Source organism: Sporosarcina sp. OR05 (assembly GCF_041414805.1).
GTDB classification, from domain to species: Bacteria; Bacillota; Bacilli; order Bacillales_A; family Planococcaceae; genus Sporosarcina; species Sporosarcina saromensis.
Window position 1 is genome coordinate 1 of the sequence record NZ_JANKJL010000036.1, and the last position, 972, is coordinate 972.

Annotated in this window: 1 protein-coding gene; it reads left to right on the forward strand. The window is 31.7% G+C overall.

All coding sequences use genetic code 11. The features are described from left to right. Positions 1–123 precede the first annotated feature (123 nt). Positions 124–603, forward strand: a complete 480-nt coding sequence (locus tag NRI27_RS17970) for a DUF3967 domain-containing protein (RefSeq protein ID WP_371391904.1) — start codon at positions 124–126, stop codon at positions 601–603. Positions 604–972 lie beyond the last annotated feature (369 nt).

The following is a 972-nucleotide window of genomic DNA, read 5'->3' on the forward strand; positions in this document are numbered from 1 at the left end:
TGATTGCAGATGATTTGAAGGGTTGAGTGTGTTGATTTGATGTTAGCTATGCGATTAATTTTACTTAATTACGAAAATTAAAAGGCATTCTAAATCGCTATAGCGAATATTTGCTAGGAGGTGATGAATGTGAAAACAGATATGAAGATCTATTCCAGTAAAGAGGTTGCAGAGCGCTTAAAATTACAACCGGTCACCGTTAGAAAATACTCGCAAATGCTTGAAGAACAAGGATACAGTTTCACGAAGGATGATAAAGGATGGAGATTATATAGCGAAGATGATATCACGTCATTACAATATCTTTCGAACATGAGAGCTGCAGGTAAGACTTTGCATGAATCAGTAGACTATGTAGCGACTTTATATCGCTCCAATCTATCGCTATCTCAATCCGCTATATCGCTACAAGAATCAAATCCTATGATGGAATTTATGAAAGCGCAGCAAGAATTTAATCAAAAGATTTTGGAGCGACTGGAAGCAAGTGAAAAACGACAGATGGAGAGAGATCAAAACTTGTTAAAAGCAATTAGGGAAACTCAAGAAGTAAAAAAGTTGATTCTCAGTAAAAAAAAGAGATGGTGGGAATTTTGGAAATGAAAAATTTGAGATTGTAAATCTCTTATATATTTAATCTTTTAAAGATCATTAATTACTTTAATTCTATTTATAGAGTATTTAAGTGCTTGTCCCTCAAGGGTTACGATGTTTTATTGAACTTTTTTTATCCCTATATTGAACTTTTTTTATCCCTATATTGAACTTTTTTTATCCTTTTTACTGTACTTTCCATATTTTCGTGGTACATTAATAATCAATAAAGAACTTAATTTTAGTTGAGAGTTCAATTAAAGGGATACATTTAGTACAATTTAATAGGGGTGTTTGGATTTGGTTAGATTGAATGGTAAGAAACAAATTATTTCATACGAAAATAGCATTAAGAAAAGTAATGAATTATCGATGGCT